We start from the raw sequence: 17,127 nt of genomic DNA, 5'->3' as shown, positions 1-17,127 counted from the left end.
TCGCTGTTGCCGACGGCATCGCCGTCGTCGTGGTGACCTACCGCAGCGGCGAGACCATCGACGACTGCCTGCAGCGCCTGCGCGGCGCCGACGGCGTGACTGCCATCCGCGTGGTCGACAACCAGTCCGACGACGACACGCTCGAGATCGTCCAGCGCCACGCCATGGCCGATACGCGCGTGCGCTTCATCGCCAATCCCGACAACCCCGGCTTCGCGGTCGCCTGCAACCAGGGCGCACGCGATGCCAACGGCGACGCTTCATGGCTGGCGTTCGTCAACCCCGATTGCCTGGTCGAGCCGGACACGCTGGCGCGCCTGCGCACGCTGGCGGCCGGCCAGGGCGACATCCTGCTCGGCGCCGACCTGGTCGACGAGCAGGGCCTGCGTGACGGCGCCGCGCGCCGGCGCGACCCCGATTTCTCCGCGATGCTGGCGGGCGCGCTCGGCGGCACGCCGGCGGCGAAACTGGAGTTGTCGATCGACGACGCGCAGGCGTTGCAACCGGTCGAGGCGATCTCGGGCGCCCTGATGCTCATGCCGCGCGCGCTGTTCGTGCGAATCGGCGGCTTCGACGAAGGCTATCGCCTGCATGCCGAAGACCTGGACCTGTGCCGTCGCGCGCGCGAGGCCGGCGCGCGCATCGCCGTCGCCAACCACATCCGCGTGCTGCACGTGCGCGGCGTCTCGAGCCGCTCGCGGCCGCTGTTCGTCGAGTGGCACAAGCACCGCGGCCTGTGGCGCTACTTCCGCAAGTTCGAGGCGCCAAGGCGAAGCCTGTGGCTGCGCCTGGGCGTGTTCGCCGCGATCTGGCTGCGCTTTCCGCTGGCCTACACGCGTGCCCGCCTGAAGCACCTGCCGTAGCGATTCGACGCGGCCTCAGGCCATCGCAAAGCGCAGCACGAACAGCACCGCCACCACCCACACCGCCGAGTGCACTTCGCGCGCGCGTCCGGTTGCCAGCTTCAGCACCGCATAGGCGATGAAGCCGAACGCCAGGCCATTGGCGATCGAGTAGGTGAACGGCATCGCCAGCGTGCACAGCGCCGCCGGGACCGACTCGGTGAGGTCGTCCCAATGCACGTCGCCCAGTTCGCGCAGCATCAGTCCGGCGACGAACAGCAGCGCCGGCGCCGTCGCATACGGCGGCACCATCGAGGCCAGCGGCGAGAACAGCAGGGCGAGCAGGAACAACGCAGCGACCACCAGCGCGGTCAGGCCCGTGCGCCCGCCGGCCTGCACGCCCGACGCGCTCTCGATGTAGGCCGTGGTGCTGCTGGTGCCGAGTAGCGAACCGGCCAGGATCGCCGTGCTGTCGGCAAACAGGGCGCGGCCGAAACGCTTCTGCTGCGCCGGCGAGGCATCGTCGGTCGGCAGCAGGCCGGCGCGGCGCGCCACGCCCATCAGCGTACCGGTGGCGTCGAACACCTCCACCAGCACGAACACGATCACCACGTGCAGCATCGCCGACCACGACAGGCCTGCGCCGCCGCCGAGGGCGCCGGCGATGTCGAGCTGCATCAGCGTTGGCGCCAGGCTGGGTGGCATGTCGATGACGCCGTGGTACTCGACCAGGCCAAGCAGCAGCGCCGAGGCGGTCACCGCCAGCACGCCGATCAGGATCGCGCCGCGCACGCGCCAGGCTTCCAGCACCGCGATCAGCAGGAAGCCCGCGACGGCGAGCAGCGGCTCGGGCTCGCGCAGGTCGCCGAGCGACACCAGCGTGTCCGCGTCGCCCACGATCACGCCGGATTTCTGCAGGGCAATGATGGCCAGGAACAGGCCGATGCCCGCGGTGATCGCGCTGCGCAGGGAATGCGGTATCCCGGCGATCAGCCAGGCGCGCGCGCCGGTGATGGTGAGCAGCAGGAAGACGATGCCGGAAATGAACACCGCACCCAGCGCCTGCTGCCAGCTGTAGCCCATGGCGCCGACCACGGTGAAGGCAAAGAAGGCGTTCAGCCCCATGCCCGGCGCCATGCCGACCGGGTAGTTGGCGGCGAAGGCCATCACCAGCGTGCCGATCGCCGCGGCCAGGCAAGTGGCGACGAACACCGCGCCGACGTCCATGCCGGCGTCGCCGAGGATGCTGGGATTGACGAAGACGATGTAGGACATCGTCAGGAACGTGGTCAGCCCGGCCACCAGTTCGGTGCGGACATCGCTGCCGTGCTCGCGGAGCTTGAAGAGAGATTCGAGGGCGCGGCTGGGCATGGCGGTTCCTAGGGTGCCATTGCCTGGTGTCGACGCAGTGTCGCGGCGATGGCGGGGTTCAACGGTGGCGGTTGATCTCGTCGCGCAGCTCGCGCGCCGCGGCTGCCGCGGCTTCGGCAAAGTCGTCGCCGGAGGAGGCGTACAGGATCGCCCGCGAGCTGCTGACCATCAGGCCGGTGCCGTCGGCAGACTTCGCATGGGTGACCACCGCCTCGACGTCGCCACCCTGTGCGCCGACACCGGGCACCAGAAACGGCACGTCACCGACGATCGCGCGCACTTCGCGCAGCTGCGCCGGCCAGGTCGCGCCGACCACCAGCGCGCAGTTGCCGTTGCCGTTCCACTCGCGCGCCACCTTCTCGGCGACGTGCTGGTAGAGCGGTCGGCCGTCGGCGACGACCAGGTCCTGCAGGTCGCCGGCGCCCGGATTGGAAGTGCGGCACAGGATCACCACGCCGCGGTCGGCACGGTCGAGGAACGGCTGCAACGAATCGCGGCCGAGGTAGGGATTGGCGGTGACGGCATCGGCGGCGTAGCGGTCGAACGCTTCGCTGGCGTAATGCTGGGCGGTGCTGCCGATGTCGCCGCGCTTGCTGTCGAGGATCACCGGGATGCCCGGATGCGCGGCATGGATGTGCGCGACCAGCCGCTGCAGCGCATCTTCGGCGCCAAGCGCGGCGAAGTGGGCGATCTGCGGCTTGAAGGCGCAGGCGTACTGCGCGGTGGCGTCGACGATGTCGCGGCAGAAGTTGAAGACCGCGTCAGGATCGGCGGCGAAACGCGCCGGGAACTTCGCCGGCTCCGGGTCGAGGCCGACGCAGACGAGGGAGTTGGCCTGGGTCCAGCGTTGTTTCAGGGCCGCGATGAAGGTCACGTGTGTCTCCACTTTCATCCGGCTTTCGCCGGGATGACGATCTGGCAAAGCCGCGCCCGCAGAGCGGGCGCGGGCCAGATCGTCACTTCAGGGCCTTGAACCTCAGGCGGTGCGGCTGCGCGCCTTCGGCGCCCAGGCGACGCTTCTTGTCTTCCTCGTACTCGCGGTAGTTGCCCTGGAAGAACTCCACGTGCGAGTCGCCTTCGAAGGCGAGGATGTGCGTGGCGATGCGGTCCAGGAACCAGCGGTCATGGGAGATCACGAACGTGTTGCCCGGGAACTCGAGCAGTGCGTCTTCGAGCGCGCGCAACGTTTCGATGTCGAGGTCGTTGGACGGTTCGTCGAGCAGCAGCACGTTGCCGCCCTGCAGCAGGGTCTTGGCCATGTGCAGGCGACCGCGCTCACCACCCGACAGCGTGCCGACCAGCTTCTGCTGGTCCTGGCCCTTGAAGTTGAAGCGGCCGATGTAGGCGCGCGACTGGATCTCGACACCGTTGATGTTGAGGATGTCGAGGCCGCCAGAGACTTCCTGGAAGACGTTGTGGTTGCCTTCCAGCTTGTCGCGGCTCTGGTCGACATAGGCCAGCTTCACCGTCGAACCCATGGTGATCTCGCCGGAGTCCGGCTTTTCCTGGCCGGTGATCATCTTGAACAGCGTCGACTTGCCGGCGCCGTTCGGGCCGATGATGCCGACGATCGCGCCGGCCGGCACGAGGAAGCTGAGGTTGTCGATCAGCAGGCGGTCGCCGAACTTCTTGCTGACGTTCTTGAACTCGACCACCGCGTTGCCCAGGCGCTCGCCCGGCGGGATGAAGATCTCGTTGGTCTCGTTGCGGCGCTGGTAGTCCACCGACTGCAGCTCATCGAGGCGGGCAAGACGCGCCTTGCCCTTGGAGCGGCCGCCCTTGGCGTTCTGGCGGGCCCACTCGAGTTCCTTGTGGATCGCCTTCTGGCGCGCCTTTTCCTGGCCTTCTTCCTGCTTGAGGCGCTCTTCCTTCTGCATCAGCCAGTCGGTGTAGTTGCCCTTCCACGGAATGCCGCGGCCGCGGTCGAGCTCGAGGATCCACTCGGCGGCGTTGTCGAGGAAGTAACGGTCGTGTGTGACGGCCACCACGGTGCCGGTATAGCGCGCGAGGAACTGCTCCAGCCATTCCACCGACTCGGCGTCGAGGTGGTTGGTCGGTTCGTCGAGCAGCAGCATGTCCGGCTTCTGCAGCAGCAGCTGGCACAGCGCGACGCGGCGCTTCTCGCCACCCGACAGCTTGCCCACGACCGCTTCCCACGGCGGCAGGCGCAGTGCATCGGCGGCCACTTCGAGCTGCTGCTCGAGCATGTGCGCGTCGCCGGTGGCGAGGATCGCCTCCAGGCGCTGCTGCTCGGCGGCGAGCTTGTCGAAATCGGCGCCTTCTTCGGCGTAGGCGGCGTAGACGGCGTCGAGCGCGGCCTGCGCGCTGAGCACGTCACCGACGCCGACTTCCACGGCCTGGCGCACGGTGTGGGTGGGATCGAGCTGCGGCTCCTGGGCGAGGTAGCCGACCTTGATGCCCGGCTGCGGGCGCGCTTCGCCGACGAAATCGGTGTCGACGCCGGCCATGATCTTGAGCACCGTCGACTTGCCCGCGCCGTTGAGACCGAGCAGGCCGATCTTCGCGCCGGGGAAGAAGGACAACGAGATGTCCTTGATGATCTGGCGCTTCGGCGGAACGGTCTTGCTGACACCGTTCATGGTGTAGATGTATTGCGACATGGGCACTCCGGAACGCAGGACGCGCCGAGCCGGGCCGGGAGGCCTGGGGCAGGGCGGGGAAGCGGTGATTATACGGGGTCGGGGCCCGCTGCCGCCTGGCCACCGTCATCCGGCGAACGCGGGGATCCAGTGACGGAGCCCCAGCCAGCGAGCCGTGGCCAACGGTCAGGTCGCGGTCCCGGGTCCCGGCAATCGCCGGGGCGACGGGCCTCAGATCCAGACGATGAACGCCACCGCGGCCAGCACCGCCAGGTACTTCAGCCCGTAATACAGGTTCTTGTTGCGCTCCCGCAGGCCCTTGGCCTTCAGGCGCAGGACGTAGAAGTACTTGAACAGGCGGTTGATGCCCCCGGTCTTGTCGCCTTCCATGTTCGGCGAGGCGCCGGCGGCGATCAGGTTGCGGGCGATGACACGGTTCAGCGCCTGCGCCCAGCGGTACTTCATCGGCCGCTCGACATCGCAGAACAGGATGATCCGGTTGACCTGGGTGTCGTTGCGGGCGCTGTGGATGAAGGTCTCGTCGAACATCGTCCACTGGCCGTCGCGCCAGCTGTAGCGGTTGCCGTCGACCTCGATGAAGCAGCCGTCGTCGTTGGGCGTCTCCAGCCCCAGGTGCAGGCGCAGCGAGCCGGCGAAGGGGTCGCGGTGCGGGCGCAGCTCTCCGCCGGGCGGCAGTTCGGTGAACATCGCCGCCTTGACGCTGGGGATCTGCCGCAGCAGGGCCGTGGTCTGCGGGCACAGCTGCGCCGCCGAGGGGTGGGCGTCGTCGTACCACTTCAGGTAGAAGCGCTTCCAGCCGCGGCGGAAGAACGAGTTGAAGCCGACGTCGTTGTAGCCCTCGGCCGCCTTGATGTGCTGCAGCTCGCGCAGCCTGCGGGCTTCCTCGCGGATCACCTGCCAGTTGGCGCGCAGGGGCTCGAGCTCGGGGAAGTGGTCGCCCGGCTCATGGATGAACGCGGTGGTCGGCACGCGCGAGAACGCGTACATCAGCACGTTGATCGGGGCCATGAACGTGGAATGGTCCAGCAGCTGCCGGCCCAGGCGGTGCCGTACCTTGCCGCGGAAGTGCACGTACACCGCGCTGGCAAGGAACAGGAAGACAAAAACCCATTTCACGATCGCAGGCCCTGTGGGTGGGGAATGGGCCGTCCGGGCTCGCCGGGCGGCGCGTTGCTGGCCGCATTTTAAGGCCTGGGCTACCATCCGGGGGCTGACTGCGCCACCCCATCGGCCCTGAATGCCCGGCCGCCGGGATCCCCTGGCCCTCCCAACCCCCACCGTTCGAGGTTCCGCGAATGTTCCCCAGCTCTGCCCGTATCGCCGGTTACGACGATGAACTGGCCCAGGCCATCGCCAACGAGGCCCGCCGCCAGGAAGACCACGTCGAGCTGATCGCCTCGGAGAACTACGCCAGCCCGCGCGTGATGGAGGCCCAGGGCAGCGTCCTGACCAACAAGTACGCCGAAGGCTACCCGGGCAAGCGCTACTACGGCGGCTGCGAATACGTCGACGTGGCCGAGCAGCTCGCCATCGACCGCCTCAAGCAGCTCTTCAATGCCGGCTCCACGGAAGGTATGTATGCCAACGTCCAGCCGCATTCGGGCTCGCAGGCCAACCAGGCCGTGTATTTCGCCCTGCTCAATCCGGGCGACACGATCCTGGGCATGTCGCTGGCCCATGGCGGCCACCTCACCCACGGCGCCAAGGTCAACGCCAGCGGCAAGCTTTTCAACGCCGTCCAGTACGGCGTCGATGCCCAGGGCATGATCGATTACGACGAAGTCGAAAAGCTCGCCATCGAGCACAAGCCGAAGATGGTCGTCGCCGGTTTCTCGGCCTACTCGCAGCACATCGACTGGGCGCGCTTCCGCGCCATCGCCGACAAGGTCGGTGCGTTCCTGTTCGTCGACATGGCCCACGTCGCCGGCCTCGTCGCCGCTGGCGTCTATCCGGACCCGTTGCCGCATGCGCACGTGGTCACCTCGACCACGCACAAGACCCTGCGCGGCCCGCGCGGCGGCATCATCGTCGCAAAGAATGCGTCCGAGGACCTGGTCAAGAAGCTGCAGAGCATCGTCTTCCCGGGCATCCAGGGCGGTCCGCTGATGCACGTGATCGCGGCCAAGGCCGTGGCCTTCAAGGAAGCGCTGGAGCCGGAGTTCAAGGCCTACCAGCAGCAGGTGGTCAAGAACGCGCAGGCGATGGCCGAAACCATCATCAAGCGCGGCTACAAGATCGTTTCCGGCGGCACCCAGAACCACCTGATGTTGATCGACATGATCGGCAAGGGCGTCACCGGCAAGGACGCGGAGGCCGCGCTCGGCAAGGCCCACATCACGGTCAACAAGAATGCCGTGCCGAACGACCCGCAAAAGCCCTTCGTCACCTCGGGCCTGCGCATCGGCACCCCGGCTGTCACCACCCGCGGCTACAAGGAAGCCGACTGCGTCGAACTGGCCAACTGGATCTGCGACGTGCTCGATGCACCGGGCGACGAGAAGGTCATTGCTGCGGTTCGCGAGAAGGTCACCGAGCAGTGCCGCAAGTACCCGGTTTACGGCTGAGGATGACCACGCCGGCGGCCAGTGTGACGCTGCGGCAGCGCGGAATGGGGCAATAGCGCATGCATTGCCCCTTCTGCCAGCACAACGACACGCGCGTGATCGATTCGCGCGTGTCCGATGACGGCGCCACGATTCGCCGGCGTCGCGTCTGCGAGGCCTGCGGCGAGCGTTTCTCGACGCTGGAAACCATCGAGCTGAAATTGCCGCTGGTGATCAAGAGCGACGGCCGCCGCGAGGCGTTCGATGCGCGCAAGCTGCGCGCAAGTTTCGATCGCGCGCTGCAGAAGCGGCCCGTGGCCGAAGAACAGATCGAAGCGGCCGTGCGCGCGGTCGTGCACCAGCTGCGCATGACGGCCGAACGCGAACTGCAGTCGCGGCGCGTCGGTGAATTCGTCATGGCCGAGATGCGCAAGCTCGACCACGTCGCCTACGTACGATTCGCGTCGGTCTACCGCGCGTTCCAGGACGTGGCCGATTTCCGCGAGGAGCTCGACCGTCTCGAAAGCGACAGCTCCGCCGAAGGCCAGCTGCCGCTGCTCGAAGGCGAGCCCGAGCCGGCTCCGCGCACCAGGAAACGCTGATGGCCTTCACCGCCACCGACCACGCGATGATGGCCCAGGCCCTGCGCCTGGCCGAGCGCGGCGCCTACACCACCAAGCCCAATCCGATGGTGGGCTGCGTGATCGCACATGGCGAGGAAGTCGTCGGCGAAGGCTGGCACCAGCGCGCCGGCGAGCCGCACGCCGAAGTCTTCGCGCTGCGTGCTGCTGGCGAGCGCGCCCGCGGCGCGACCGCCTACGTCACGCTTGAACCCTGCGCCCACACCGGACGCACCGGCCCGTGCGCGGATGCCCTGATCGCTGCAGGCGTCACGCGCGTGGTCGCGGCGATGCGCGATCCGTTTCCCCAGGTTGACGGCGCCGGTTTCGAGAAGCTGCAAGCGGCCGGAATCCAGGTCGAGTCCGGTCTGATGGAAGTGCAGGCGCGCGCGCTCAACCGCGGCTTCCTGTCGCGAGTGGAGCGCGGCCGCCCCTGGCTGCGGGTGAAGCTCGCGACCAGCCTCGACGGTCGCAGCGCGCTGGCCAGCGGCGAGTCGAAGTGGATCAGCGGCGAAGCCTCGCGCCTGGACGTGCAGCACTGGCGCGCACGCGCCGGGGCCATCGTGACCGGCGCCGGCACCGTGCTCGCCGACGATCCCGCGTTGACCGTGCGCATGGAGGACGACACGCCGTTCGTGGCGCCGCTGCGCGTCGTGCTCGATCCCGGCCTGGCCACGGTCGCGCGCGGCCGCGTGCGCGAAGGCGACGCGCCCACGCTCTACATCCACGCGCCCGATGCCAAGCCGCCGCGCGGAATCCAGGCGCAGCTGGCAGCCGTCACCGTGCGCGAAGGCCGCTTTGACCTCGATGCCGTGCTGCGCCTGCTTGCAGAGCGCGGCGTCAACGAGATCCAGCTCGAGGCCGGCGCCACGCTTGCCGGTGCGTTCCTCGCCGCGGGTCTGGTCGACGAAGTGCTTTTGTACGTCGCACCGGTGCTCCTCGGCGAGCGTGCGCGGCCGCTGTTTGACGGGCTCGCCATCGACTCGATGTCACAGAAGCTCAACATGGCCATCGTCGAGTCGCGCTACATTGGCCAGGACGTGCGGTTGCTGTTGCGGCCGCAACCGGCAGCCGCAGGGACGGCACCTGGCGGATAGCACACACGCGGTGCAGCACTGGAGGCAGTCATGACCACGGACCCGGCAGCGACACCGTTCAAGGATCATTTCTCCGGCATCGCCGATGCCTATGCGCAGGCCCGCCCGGAGTACCCGGACGCGCTCTTCGACGCGATCGCCGCGGTGGTTCCCGCCAGCGCCCATGTCTGGGAACCCGGCTGCGGCAGTGGCCAGGCCACGCGCGGACTGGCGGCACGCTTCGCCCACGTGCATGCCACCGAGCCGAGCGCGAAGCAGCTGGCCCAGCACTGGGCCCATAACGAAAAGAGCAACGTCAGCCTCGCCGTCGAACCCGGCGAACGCACCGCACTGGCCGACGCCAGCGTGCAACTGGTGGCGGTTGCGCAGGCGCTGCACTGGTTCGACCGCGAGCCGTTCTTCCGCGAGTGCGAGCGTGTGCTCACGCCGGGCGGTGTTCTTGCCGCCTGGGGCTATGGCGACTTCATCGCGCCCGAGGGCATGGTCGATGCCGTTGCGGCGTTCCGTGCCCGCATCGAACCCTACTGGCCCCCCGAGCGCGCCCAGATCGATGCCCGCTACGCCGGCTACGACTGGCCGTTCCCGGCGCTGCCGGCGCCGGCAATGTGGCTGGAGGCGGAGTGGGACCTGGGCCATTTCCTGCGCTACCTGTCGAGCATGTCGGCGGTCGCGCGCTGCACCGCAGACACCGGCGAAGACCCCGTCGGCCGTTACGGGCCGGCCCTGGCGGCAGACTGGGGCGGGGAGGGCGATACCCGCCTGATCCAGTGGCCGCTGTTCCTGCACCTGCGCCGCAAGCCCTGAATCCCAGCCGGGTCGGTGGAACACTGCGTCCGCCGGCCCGCCCGAAAGCGGCCCCGGACCCGGATGCTAGAATCGCCGCGCCAATCCAGCGGCACCACAACACGACGTCTTCAGGGCGGGGTGGAATTCCCCACCGGCGGTAGGTGCAGGCCAGCCCAGGCCAGTCTGCACGAGCCCGCGAGCGCCTCCGGCCACGCCGGAGGGTCAGCAGATCCGGTCAGATGCCGGAGCCGACGGTACAGCGGGGCCAGCGATGGCGCCGCCACAGTCCGGATGAAAGAAGACAGCTGCACACGGCCTCGCGGCCGTGCGCCTGCCTCATGCCTTGAGGCGTTTTTCGCTCACTTCTGCGGGAAACGTTTCATGTCCATCGTCATCAGGTTCACCAGGTCCTTCGCCTTTGCCGGCCGCGTTGTCGCGTCCGCGGAGGCGCGCTGATGTTCACCGGCATCATCGAAGGGGTAGGCCGCCTGGCCACCACCGAGAACCGCGGCGGCGACGTCCGCCTGACCGTCGACGTCGGCACGCTCGCGTTCGACGCGGTCAAGCTGGGCGAAAGCATCGCGGTCAATGGCGTGTGCCTGACCGTGGTCGAGTTCGATGCGACCCGCTTCGCCGCCGATGCGTCCAACGAGACCCTGTCGCTGACCACGCTTGGCGCCCTCGTGCCCGGTTCGGTGTTGAACCTGGAGCGGGCGATGCGCCCGACCGATCGCCTTGGCGGTCATATGGTCAGCGGCCATGTCGACGGCCTCGGCAGCGTCGCCTCGGTCACCGGGGACGCGCGCGCGCAACGCTGGCGCTTCAATGCCCCGGCGGCGCTGCTGCGCTACATCGCCAAGAAGGGATCGATCTGCGTGGACGGCGTCAGCCTGACCGTCAACGAGGTCGATGCCCACGGCTTCGAAGTCGCGCTGATCCCGCACACGGTCGCCAACACGGCATTCGTGCAGACCGGCGTTGGCGACGCGGTCAATCTCGAGATCGACCTGGTGGCGCGCTATGTCGAGCGCCTGCTCGCCGGCCGCAACGACTGACCGGAAAACAGATCCCGGCGTTCGCCGGGATGGCGTTGACAAGTTTGATCCCGGCGTTCGCCGGGATGGCGTTGACAAGTTTGATCCCGGCGTTCGCCGGGATGACGTTGACAAGAATTGAACCGGCCCAGCCCGGATGACGTGCAACAGGAAACCCCATGCCTTTCAGCCCCATCCCCGAACTGCTCGAAGAGATCCGCAACGGCCGCATGGTCGTCATCGTCGATGACGAGGACCGCGAGAACGAAGGCGACCTGATCATGGCCGCCGAACTGGTGCGCCCGCAGGACATCAACTTCATGGTCACCCACGCGCGTGGCCTGGTGTGCCTGTCGCTCACGCGCGAACGCTGCCGCCAGCTCGGCCTGCCGCCGATGGTCCGCGACAATACCTCGCAGCACCACACCAACTTCACCGTCAGCATCGAGGCGGCCGAAGGCGTCACCACCGGCATCTCGGCCTACGACCGTGCCCACACCATCCGCACCGCGGTGCGCCCGGATGCGGCGCCGAGCGATCTCTCCCAGCCCGGCCATATCTTCCCGCTGCAGGCCCAGCCCGGCGGCGTGCTCAACCGCGCCGGCCATACCGAAGCGGCCGCCGACCTGGCGCTGCTGGCGGGCATGGAGCCGGCCGGCGTGCTGGTGGAGATCCTCAACCCCGACGGCGGCATGGCGCGGCGGCCGCAGCTGGAGCAGTTTGCCGCCGAGCACGGCCTGAAGATCGGCTCGATCGAGGAGCTGATCCGCTACCGCCTGGAAACCGAGCACACCGTCGAGCGCATCGACGAGCGCGAGATCGAGACCGAGCACGGCCCGTTCCAGTTGTTCACCTACCGCGACCGCCTCAGCCACGGCCTGCACTTCGCCCTGCGTCGCGGCGAGCCCGACCCCTCGTCGCCGACGCTGGTGCGCGTGCACATGCTCAACCCGCTCGCCGACGCCCTGCACTGGCGACGCCCGGACTTTGGACCGGCCGTGGGTGACGTGCTCAGGGCCATCGCCAGTGAAGGCCGCGGCGCGCTGGTGCTGCTGGCCGACGGAGCCGACGCCGAGGCGATGCTGGCGCGCGTGCGGGCGCCGTTGCATGCCGACAACGAAGCGACCCCGGCGACAACGCCCCCGGGCCACGCGCTGGCCGAATGGCGCAGGAACGGCGCCGGTGGCCAGATCCTGGCCGACCTCGGCCTGGGCAAGCTGCGCGTGCTGGGCACCCCGCGCCGTCAGATCGGCCTGGCCGGCTACGGCCTGGAAGTGGTCGAGTACGTCGAGTTGCCGCACTGACGACGTGCGCCTCCCCCTGCCTGCAGGGGGAGCATCCCCTTAACGCGCTAAAATGCCCGCCCACTCCGGACAATCCCCCATGCCCCATTACGAAGGCGACCTGCGCAGCCCCGAGGGCGCGCGCTTCGCGATCATTGCCAGCCGCTGGAACCCGCGCATCACCGATACGCTGGTGGCCGGCGCGCGCAAGACGTTCACCGACAACGGCGTGGCCGAAATGGCGGTCGACGTGATCCGCGTCCCGGGCGCCTGGGAGATCCCGCTCGTGGCCGCGCGCCTGGGCGCCGCCGGGCAGCATGCCGCCGTGGTCGCGCTGGGTTGCGTCGTGCGCGGCGACACGCGTCATTACGAACAGGTCGCCGACGGATGCTCGGACGGCCTGATGCGGGTCTCGCTGGACTACGGCCTGCCCGTGGCCAACGGCGTGCTCGCGGTCGAGCGCCACGAAGATGCCGAGGCCCGCGCAGGCGGCAGTCACGGCAACAAGGGCGAAGAGGCGGCCTTGGCCGCATTGGAAATGAGTCACCTGCTGGGGCAACTGCCATGAACCGCCGTCGCAACGATGGAATCGATCCCGTAGCCCGTTCGCGTGCGCGCCGTCGCGCCCTGCAGGCCGTGTATGCCTGGCAGATGTCGGGCGCCACCGCGCCGGACGTGATCTCGCAGTTCGCCCACGAGCAGGCGCACGAAGTGGCCGACCTGGAATACTTCGAGGACCTGGTGCGCGGCGTCGACCAGCACTGCAACGACCTCGACGAAGCATTGCAGCCGTTCCTCGACCGCGAGATCGACCAGGTCGATGCGATCGAACGCGCCGCCCTGCGCATCGCCGCCTACGAGCTGCGCCTGCGTCCGGACGTGCCGTACCGCGTGGTGATCAACGAGGCGATCGAGTCGGTCAAGCGCTTCGGCGCGGAGCACGGCCACACCTACGTCAATGGCGTGCTCGACCATGCCGCCGCCGCCTGGCGCGCGACCGAAGTGCAGGCGCCGCGCGGCAAGTGATGCACCTCTCCCGTTTGCGGGAGAGCGGCAGTTGTTACGCTCCCTCTCCCGCTGGCGGGAGAGGGCAGGGGCGAGGCAGGGACGAGGACAAGGCCGTGAAAGAGTTCGACCTGATCGCCCGCATCCAGTCCCGCGCCGCCCACCGCGACGACGTCATCCTCGGCATCGGCGACGATGCCGCGGTGCTGCAGGTGCCGCCGGCCATGCAACTGGTCGTGGCCACCGACACGCTCAACGCCGGCGTGCATTTCCCGCCCGAAACCGCAGCGGCCGACGTCGGCTGGAAGGCGCTCGCGGTCAATCTCTCCGATCTTGCGGCGATGGGCGCGGAGCCGGCGTGGTGCACGCTGTCGTTGTCGTTGCCCGATAGCGACGAAACCTGGCTCGACGGTTTCCTCGACGGTTTCCTCGACCTTGCCTCGCAGCACCGCATCGCCCTCGTCGGTGGCGACACCACCCGCGGCCCGCTCTCGATCAGCGTGACCGTGCACGGGTTCGTCGAACCCGGCCGCGCGTTGCGACGTGATGCGGCGCGCATCGGCGACGACGTCTGGGTCAGCGGTTGCCTCGGCGACGCCGCGGCGGCGCTTGAACAGTGGCGCGAGGGTGCAGAAGCCGACATGCACCTGCGCACACGGCTCGACCGGCCGACACCGCGCGTCGAACTGGGGCGGGCGCTGCTGGGCATCGCGCACGCCTGCATCGACCTGTCCGACGGCCTGCTGGCCGACCTGGGCCATGTCTGCCGGACCAGCGGCGCCGGCGCCGACGTCGACCTGGATTCATTGCCCGCATCCGATGCGCTGCAGGCCTTCGCCAGCGGCCAAGCGCGCCGGCTGCTGCAGGTGGCCGGCGGGGACGATTACGAACTGTGTTTCACCGCGCCGTCAGAACGGCTCGATGAGGTCCAGCGCGCCGCCGACAGCGCGGGTGTGCCGGTGAGCTGGGTAGGGCGCATCACCGCGAACCCGGGCGTGCATGTGTTCGACGCGGACGCGATCGAGTGGCTGCCGCCGCGCAAGGGCTACGAACACTTCGGCTAGGCCGGCCACCTACTCGTCCGGCAGCAACTTGCCCGGATTCAATATCCCGTCCGGATCGAACGCCCGCTTCACCGCCCGCATCATCGCCAGCGTCGGCGCATCGATTGCCTGCGGCATGAACTCGCGCTTGGCCAGCCCGATGCCATGCTCGCCCGACAAGGTGCCGCCGAGCGACAGCGTCAGCGCGAACACCCGCGCCATCGCCGCATGCGCACGCGCGTTCTGTGCGGCATCGGCGGGGTCGTAGAGCAGGTTGACGTGCAGGTTGCCATTGCCGGCGTGGCCGAAGCAGACGATCGGCAGTTCGAACTCGCGCGACAGCACCTGCACGCCATCGACCAGCTGCGGAATGCGTGACACCGGCACCACCACGTCTTCGTTGATCTTGCCCGGCGCCAGCGTGCGCAACGACGGCGACAGCGCCTTGCGCGCAGCCCACAGCTTCTCGCGCGCGGCCTCGTCGGCGGCGTCGTCGATCGAGATCAGGCCATCGCCTGCAGCCGCGCGCATCAGCGCTTCGATGTCGTGCGGCAACGTCTGCTCGTCGCCGTCGGCCTCGACCATCAGCAGCGCACCGGCATCGTGCGGAAGGTCGGCGCCGCCGACGTCGCGCGCCAGGCGCACGGCATCGGCATCCATGAACTCCAGCATCGATGGCGTTACCGGCTGCGCCATCAGGCGCGCCACCGCCTGTGCCGCGCTGGACACGTCGCGGTAGATCGCGCGCAGCGCACGCCGGGTCTTCGGCATTGGCGTCAGGCGCAGGCTGGCCTCGACGATCAGGGCCAGTGTTCCCTCGCTGCCGACCAGCAGGCGTTGCAGGTCGTACCCGGTCGCGCCCTTGGTGGTCGCGGTGCCGCAATGGATCAATTCGCCGGTGCCGGTCACCGCGGTCAGCGCCAGCACGTTGTCGCGGCTGGCGCCGTATTTCACCGCGCGCGGGCCACCGGCATTGCAGGCGAGGTTGCCGCCGATGCTGCTGTAGCCGGCGCTGGTCGGATCGGGTGGCCAGAACAGCCCATGCGGCTTCAGTGCCGCCTGCAGGTCGCCATTGAGCACGCCGGGTTCGACGACCGCGCAACGATCGCCAGGGCGGATGTCGACGATGCGGTTCATCCGTTCGAACGAGACCACCACGCCGCCGGCGACGGGCACGGCCGCGCCGGTGGTGTTGGTGCCGCGCCCGCGCGCGACCACGGGCACGCCATGGGCGCGGCACGAGCGCACCAGCGCCACGACCTGCTCGCGCGTGGTCGGCAACGCCACCGCATCGGGCAGCGACTGGCGGCGGGAGTTGTCGTAGGCATACGCCAGGCGCTCACTGGCGTCGGTGCGCCAGCCATCGCCGAGCAGCGCGGCGAGTTCGGCGTGAAGTTCGGACACGGGTGTGTTCATCGCTGCGCAGGATAACGCGTCGTCCCGGCAGCGGCTTCCCCGGTTCTCCAGCGGTTCACGGCGCCGGGGCTTCAGTGCTTGGGCTTGGGCTTGCCCCTGCCGCCCGCCTCGATCAACGCGAGCTCGGCCGGGAGGTGCTGCTGCAGTTGCCTGAGCAGGTCGCGCGCGGCGGCGCTGTTGTTGGGCTTGCCGTCGAGCCAGAGCGCGCCCACTTCGGTGGCAAGACCTTTGCGTTCGCTGCTGGCCAGCAGCGCGCGGGTGAGGACGATGAAGCGTTCACCGCGGTAGCGCACCGTGTAGATGCCGAGCATCTGCGCGCGCATCTCGTAGTTGACGCCGTCGAGGCGGATCAGGATCTGGCCGACGGCGTTCCAGGTGTCGTTCATGCCGGCGGCGACGGTGAACTCGCCGCGGCCTGCGTCCACTTCGCGGTCTGCTTCCGATTGCGTCGGCGGCGCCGGCGTCTCCACCTTCGATGGCGAGCCGCCGCAGCCTGCGACGATCACCACCGCGGTGACAACGGCCATCCTCATCGCGCCCCTCCTGGCCGCGGGCTACGCGCCCTTCATTTGCCCTTTTCCGCTGTATCGGTCGGTACTTCCTTCCAACTGCTGTCCGGATCGAACTGCTTCATCGCTTCGGCAGTTTTCTCGCTGTCGGGACCCATGTCCTTCTCGAACACCTCACCTTCGTGGCTGATCATGAAGCTCATCACGCCGGTGTCGGCGTACCTGGCCGGCCATGCGATCACGGCGAATCCGCGGCTCATGCTGTCGCCGATCAGATAGTCGTACTGGCCGCCCGGCGCCGACGGGCCCTGCGCAGTCAGGATGCGGTACTTGTATCCGTGCCATTCGCCATCGGGCGTGTCGTCGCCGAACAACGGCCCCAGCGGGCTGTCGTCGATGCCGTTCTCTTCGGGCCAGTACAGGCCGTCGTGCATGTCGTCGCTGCTGAGGAACTTCTGCGCGTACTCGAGCACACCGTCGCCGTCGCGATCGACCGCGGCATAGTCCATCTGCGCATCGTGATAGGCGAGCACGGCCTGGACCGCATCGAGTTCGTTGCGACCGATCCGGCGCGCGCGGATTTCCGGTTCGCCGGCCTTGACGTTGAAGGCCCAGCCGGCCGGCTTCTTTTCCAGTGGCACCGGCAGGGTCCAGGTGTCCTTGCCCACCGCCAGGATCGCGCGGCCGGCGGCCGGTGTCTGGAACGAATGCTTCTCGCGATAGCGGGTGAGGAACGCATCGACGTCGCTGCGCTCGACACTGCCGCGCGGCACATAGATCAGCCAGTCGGGCCCGAGGATGGCGCCCAGCCGCGCTTCGTCGACCTTGTCGGTACCCAGCGCATCGACCAGCGCCTGCGCGGCGGCCTCCTGGGTCGGGAACGACTCCTGCGCGGCTGCCGCCGAAGCCAGCAGCGCCAGGCATGTCATTGCGAGAAAGCGAACGGCGATGGTCATC

General features: G+C 68.7%; 17 protein-coding genes and 1 riboswitch. Of the genes, 10 read left to right on the top strand and 7 right to left on the bottom strand.

The genetic code is table 11. From position 1 onward, the window contains the following. The first annotated feature begins 17 nt into the window (after nucleotides 1-17). Nucleotides 18-863 carry a glycosyltransferase family 2 protein gene (locus AC1DER_RS07215; RefSeq protein ID WP_441817012.1) on the top strand — a complete coding sequence of 282 codons (846 nt, stop codon included), beginning with the start codon at nucleotides 18-20 and terminating at the stop codon, nucleotides 861-863. Nucleotides 864-878: 15 nt separating this feature from the next. Here AC1DER_RS07215 and AC1DER_RS07210 read toward each other — a convergent pair whose 3' ends face one another. The 4 genes from AC1DER_RS07210 to lpxO all read right to left on the bottom strand — a co-directional run bounded on the left by AC1DER_RS07210 (nucleotide 879) and on the right by lpxO (nucleotide 5,953). Continuing rightward, entirely contained in the window at nucleotides 879-2,213 is a 1,335-nt protein-coding gene (locus tag AC1DER_RS07210; protein ID WP_441816784.1) for an NCS2 family permease, read from the bottom strand. A 58-nt stretch (nucleotides 2,214-2,271) separates the two neighbouring features. After that, nucleotides 2,272-3,105, bottom strand: a complete 834-nt coding sequence (gene pyrF, locus AC1DER_RS07205; RefSeq protein ID WP_441816783.1) for an orotidine-5'-phosphate decarboxylase — start codon at nucleotides 3,103-3,105, stop codon at nucleotides 2,272-2,274. 64 nt (nucleotides 3,106-3,169) lie between these two features. Continuing rightward, entirely contained in the window at nucleotides 3,170-4,834 is a 1,665-nt protein-coding gene (gene ettA, locus AC1DER_RS07200) for an energy-dependent translational throttle protein EttA (RefSeq protein ID WP_441816782.1), read from the bottom strand. Nucleotides 4,835-5,044: 210 nt separating this feature from the next. Beyond that, entirely contained in the window at nucleotides 5,045-5,953 is a 909-nt protein-coding gene (gene lpxO / locus AC1DER_RS07195) for a lipid A hydroxylase LpxO (protein ID WP_477246253.1), read from the bottom strand. Between the two features lie 176 nt (nucleotides 5,954-6,129). Here lpxO and glyA point away from each other — a divergent pair, with 176 nt between their 5' ends. From glyA to thiL, 9 genes are all read left to right on the top strand, one after another. Further along, complete coding sequence (glyA, locus tag AC1DER_RS07190) at nucleotides 6,130-7,398, top strand: serine hydroxymethyltransferase (RefSeq protein WP_477357801.1); 1,269 nt, start codon at nucleotides 6,130-6,132, stop codon at nucleotides 7,396-7,398. 59 nt (nucleotides 7,399-7,457) lie between these two features. Then, nucleotides 7,458-7,979, top strand: coding sequence for a transcriptional regulator NrdR (gene nrdR / locus AC1DER_RS07185; RefSeq protein WP_441816780.1), 522 nt, complete (start codon nucleotides 7,458-7,460; stop codon nucleotides 7,977-7,979). Continuing rightward, complete coding sequence (gene ribD, locus AC1DER_RS07180; protein ID WP_441816779.1) at nucleotides 7,979-9,094, top strand: bifunctional diaminohydroxyphosphoribosylaminopyrimidine deaminase/5-amino-6-(5-phosphoribosylamino)uracil reductase RibD; 1,116 nt, start codon at nucleotides 7,979-7,981, stop codon at nucleotides 9,092-9,094. The genes nrdR and ribD overlap by 1 nt, the downstream gene beginning before the upstream one ends. A 30-nt stretch (nucleotides 9,095-9,124) precedes the next feature. Further along, entirely contained in the window at nucleotides 9,125-9,898 is a 774-nt protein-coding gene (locus AC1DER_RS07175) for a class I SAM-dependent methyltransferase (protein WP_477246207.1), read from the top strand. 102 nt (nucleotides 9,899-10,000) lie between these two features. Then, a riboswitch (FMN riboswitch) is annotated at nucleotides 10,001-10,187 on the top strand. 148 nt (nucleotides 10,188-10,335) lie between these two features. After that, nucleotides 10,336-10,935, top strand: coding sequence for a riboflavin synthase (locus AC1DER_RS07170; protein WP_477246205.1), 600 nt, complete (start codon nucleotides 10,336-10,338; stop codon nucleotides 10,933-10,935). A gap of 158 nt (nucleotides 10,936-11,093) precedes the next feature. Next, nucleotides 11,094-12,218: a 3,4-dihydroxy-2-butanone-4-phosphate synthase gene (gene ribB, locus AC1DER_RS07165; RefSeq protein ID WP_477246203.1), complete on the top strand. Its 1,125-nt coding sequence runs from the start codon at nucleotides 11,094-11,096 to the stop codon at nucleotides 12,216-12,218. A 79-nt stretch (nucleotides 12,219-12,297) separates the two neighbouring features. Continuing rightward, complete coding sequence (gene ribH, locus AC1DER_RS07160; RefSeq protein ID WP_477246201.1) at nucleotides 12,298-12,765, top strand: 6,7-dimethyl-8-ribityllumazine synthase; 468 nt, start codon at nucleotides 12,298-12,300, stop codon at nucleotides 12,763-12,765. After that, complete coding sequence (gene nusB / locus AC1DER_RS07155; protein ID WP_200606821.1) at nucleotides 12,762-13,223, top strand: transcription antitermination factor NusB; 462 nt, start codon at nucleotides 12,762-12,764, stop codon at nucleotides 13,221-13,223. Before ribH ends, nusB begins: the two co-directional genes overlap by 4 nt. A 95-nt stretch (nucleotides 13,224-13,318) precedes the next feature. After that, nucleotides 13,319-14,266 carry a thiamine-phosphate kinase gene (gene thiL, locus AC1DER_RS07150; protein WP_477246199.1) on the top strand — a complete coding sequence of 316 codons (948 nt, stop codon included), beginning with the start codon at nucleotides 13,319-13,321 and terminating at the stop codon, nucleotides 14,264-14,266. A gap of 9 nt (nucleotides 14,267-14,275) precedes the next feature. Here the strand turns inward: thiL and AC1DER_RS07145 are convergent, their stop codons facing one another. From AC1DER_RS07145 to AC1DER_RS07135, 3 genes are all read right to left on the bottom strand, one after another. Next, complete coding sequence (locus tag AC1DER_RS07145) at nucleotides 14,276-15,661, bottom strand: FAD-binding oxidoreductase (RefSeq protein ID WP_441816774.1); 1,386 nt, start codon at nucleotides 15,659-15,661, stop codon at nucleotides 14,276-14,278. Nucleotides 15,662-15,732: 71 nt separating this feature from the next. Then, nucleotides 15,733-16,194 carry a hypothetical protein gene (locus tag AC1DER_RS07140; RefSeq protein ID WP_477246196.1) on the bottom strand — a complete coding sequence of 154 codons (462 nt, stop codon included), beginning with the start codon at nucleotides 16,192-16,194 and terminating at the stop codon, nucleotides 15,733-15,735. 32 nt (nucleotides 16,195-16,226) lie between these two features. Beyond that, nucleotides 16,227-17,126 carry a DUF2950 domain-containing protein gene (locus AC1DER_RS07135; RefSeq protein ID WP_477246194.1) on the bottom strand — a complete coding sequence of 300 codons (900 nt, stop codon included), beginning with the start codon at nucleotides 17,124-17,126 and terminating at the stop codon, nucleotides 16,227-16,229. Nucleotide 17,127: the final 1 nt, after the last annotated feature.

This window comes from Lysobacter sp. 05T417, assembly GCF_056396405.1.
Note: the sequence above shows the minus strand (reverse complement) of the source record. Positions and strands in the feature narration are given on the sequence as shown.